Source organism: Campylobacter sp. MIT 97-5078 (assembly GCF_006864455.1).
In the GTDB taxonomy this organism is placed as follows: Bacteria; Campylobacterota; Campylobacteria; order Campylobacterales; family Campylobacteraceae; genus Campylobacter_D.
Genome location: NZ_QHLK01000035.1, coordinates 1 through 2,743, shown reverse-complemented (window position 1 = coordinate 2,743; position 2,743 = coordinate 1). Strand labels below are relative to the sequence as shown.

3 protein-coding genes and 1 pseudogene are annotated in these 2,743 nt (G+C 29.8%); all 4 read right to left on the bottom strand.

All coding sequences use genetic code 11. From position 1 onward, the window contains the following. Nucleotides 1-357, bottom strand: a pseudogene (locus DMB91_RS08680) (hypothetical protein); the annotation flags it as partial. 135 nt (nt 358-492) lie between these two features. After that, a complete protein-coding gene (locus DMB91_RS08675; protein WP_143116916.1) occupies nt 493-795 on the bottom strand; it encodes a hypothetical protein in 303 nt (100 codons plus the stop codon). A gap of 89 nt (nt 796-884) precedes the next feature. Then, nucleotides 885-2,210: a Cj0814 family flagellar-dependent secreted protein gene (locus tag DMB91_RS08960; protein WP_260604908.1), complete on the bottom strand. Its 1,326-nt coding sequence runs from the start codon at nt 2,208-2,210 to the stop codon at nt 885-887. A gap of 70 nt (nt 2,211-2,280) precedes the next feature. Next, nucleotides 2,281-2,743: hypothetical protein (locus tag DMB91_RS08955; RefSeq protein ID WP_185900269.1), on the bottom strand; the 463-nt coding region annotated here is incomplete at its 5' end.

The window sequence follows — 2,743 nt, the reverse complement described above, 5'->3', positions numbered from 1 at the left end:
AAACCAGCCAGATACAAAATCCCCCGCTTCTCCTTTTAAAACAAGATGACCATTTTCGTCTTTGCTAAAATCATTAGAGCTGAATTTTGATTGAAGTTTATTTAAATTCTCATCACTGATTTTAAGGGTAATATTTTGTCCGCTAATTTTATCTGTAAATGAAATTTCTTGTGTAAGATTAGAAGAAGCGATACTTTCATTACTCACTTTAAGTGGTATAGTGATAGTGCTTTGTTTTAAAGGCGTATTATCATCAACTTTTAAAGCAGAATAAATCGTGTTATTTCTTACCCGATCTATGCCACTAAAAGTAGTTTTATCAGTGAAATGCAAATAATGCCATCCTGATCTAATCATAAACCTTCCTTATCTAAATCTTACAATTTAAATCGACAGAAAATTAAAAGGGTTTATATTTAATAATAGCGAATTCAATCAAAAGAAAATGCTTAAGCATTTTCTTTTGATTTTAAAATAGGAATATAAGATTGTTTAACATCCATAATTTTGACAAAAAGCATTAGAGTAAATTGCTTGCTTGCTTCCTGGATTTTTATTTGCATTGATATTGTTTCTAATTGGCATTTCAATAAATGTATAAGCATACCAATTTGCACTACCAATTTTCCATCCACCCTTAACCTCTTTCATCTCATCAAGGCTAAGAACTTTAACACCTTTAGAGTTATCACTCACTGCACCTTTTGTTACAAGAGCAAGAACATCAACATCTTGTGCATTTAATGCACCAACAAGCCCAAAAGTAAGAGCTAAACTTAAAAGACTTTTTTTCATTGCAACTCCTTTATTTTTGGATTTATAATCTACAATCTTAGCATATTTTTTTCATTTCTTCTCCTTTTTAAATTTAAATCTTCATATTCTTAAGCTCTTATATCTATACCCTTTATATTATTTAAACCCATTTGAGAAATAATCTTTCTAAAATTATCATTACTTGTATCATCATCACTTGTTTTCATACCAAAAAGAATTTTTAACTCTTCACTTGTGCTAAATTTATCTTCTAAGAGTTTTTTTAAAAATTCACTTCTTATATTGTCATCTTTATAAGTTTCTTTGTTTTTACTTTCACCTTGTATGGGTTTGAAAGGTTTTGTTTCACTCTTAATTACATTGATAGCTTTATTACTTCTTAAGGAGTTAAATATAGAGCTGAAATTAAATTCTGTATTTTGATTTTCCATTTGTGCTTCATTACTCTTAGCTTTCATTTTAAGCCATTCTTGTTTAAACTCATCTACATTAGTGAATTTATCTGTTAGAGTAAGTAGATTGATTAAGTCTTTGCCTATATCTCCTGTTATACTATAAGAGATAGGATTGTTTTCCATAAAATCTGCTAATTCTTTTCTTTGTCCTACACTAAAATTATCATCAAGTCCTGCTAATTTACCTGAAATGGTTGTCTCTCCTCGAAAAAAGTGTATATTTTGACTTCCTGCAAAAAATGCCATTAAAATACCGCCTTTAGATATGGTATCCGCATTTTTATACATATTTTCGCCTATATTAAATTTCCTACTTGGTTCGAAAATATCTGCATTCTTATCAATAAAATCTACACTCAATTTATTTAAACTAGGAAAACTTAAACCATTTTTTAAGACATTATAAGCACTTTCTTCATTTCTTGCACTTGTTGCACTGATATATTCTTCTTTAGTATAAGTTTTTGTTACTCTTAAGGTTTGCTCATTCCATTGAAACCATTGTGGAATATTGCTTATATCCTCTTGGGTAAAATTTCCCTCCACTTTGGGTGCAAGTTGTGAGAAAACTTGATAAGCTCTACCCAAACTTTTGGCAATGTCTATGTTTGTAAAAGCCCCTGAATTTGTAGTAAGGTAATTTACTAAATTTTCCATTCCCTTAGCATAAATCTTATAATCTTGTGGCAATCCTGCTACTTCATTAAAATCACTTGTAAAAAAGCCCTCTTTATCTACACCATAGCCTAGAATTTGATTTAGAGCTTGTGACTTATCTCTAACTAAATTTGAAGTATTGTTTATATCTTTTGTGTTATTTGTTTGCTTTGATGATAGAATAGTGTTATTATTAACTTGATTTGAAGTGTTAGTCGAATTTGTTTCTTTTGTATTATCTGAAATTTTGGCTTTAGAATTTTCATTGTTTAAAGCACTTAGGTAATTATAACCCGAGTAGGAATTTACACTATTTATCATTTTTCTGCCCTTTTAAATTAATTAATGCTTTACAATTAAATCGGCAGAAATAATGAAAAGGTTATGCCCATTAATAAATACGCAATCGACCAAAATTTCTATCAAATTGATCTTTGTATTTAATACTTAGTTGTCTAACAATTAGGTTAGTATTTAAAACTTGACTAGATAATTTGAAAATTTGCCCATTAGGACTTAACATAACTGCTGAATAAGTGAAATAATTATAGCGTTGTCCGCTTCCATTAACAGCCAAATTATTTTCAGCCATAAAACCTAAATAATACCTAGAATTTATAGGATCTTTTTCTAAAGTAGCAGTTTTCCAAGCTGTTTCTTCTCCAGGCGTAAGAGTTCCAGTCTTTGCACCAACTCTATGGTTTGCAATCGCAAGACAAGCATCATCAAAACACATAGTATATACAGGATACGAACCACCCTTAACCTCTTTCATCTCATCAAGGCTAAGAACTTTAACACCTTTAGAGTTATCACTCACTGCACCTTTTGTTACAAGAGCAAGAACATCAACA

What these genes read in the sequence shown, in the direction of transcription:
- DMB91_RS08960 (WP_260604908.1), bottom strand. Translation starts at nt 2,210, where the DNA reads ATGATAAATAGTGTAAATTCCTACTCGGGTTATAATTACCTAAGTGCT.
- DMB91_RS08675 (WP_143116916.1), bottom strand. Translation starts at nt 795, where the DNA reads ATGAAAAAAAGTCTTTTAAGTTTAGCTCTTACTTTTGGGCTTGTTGGT.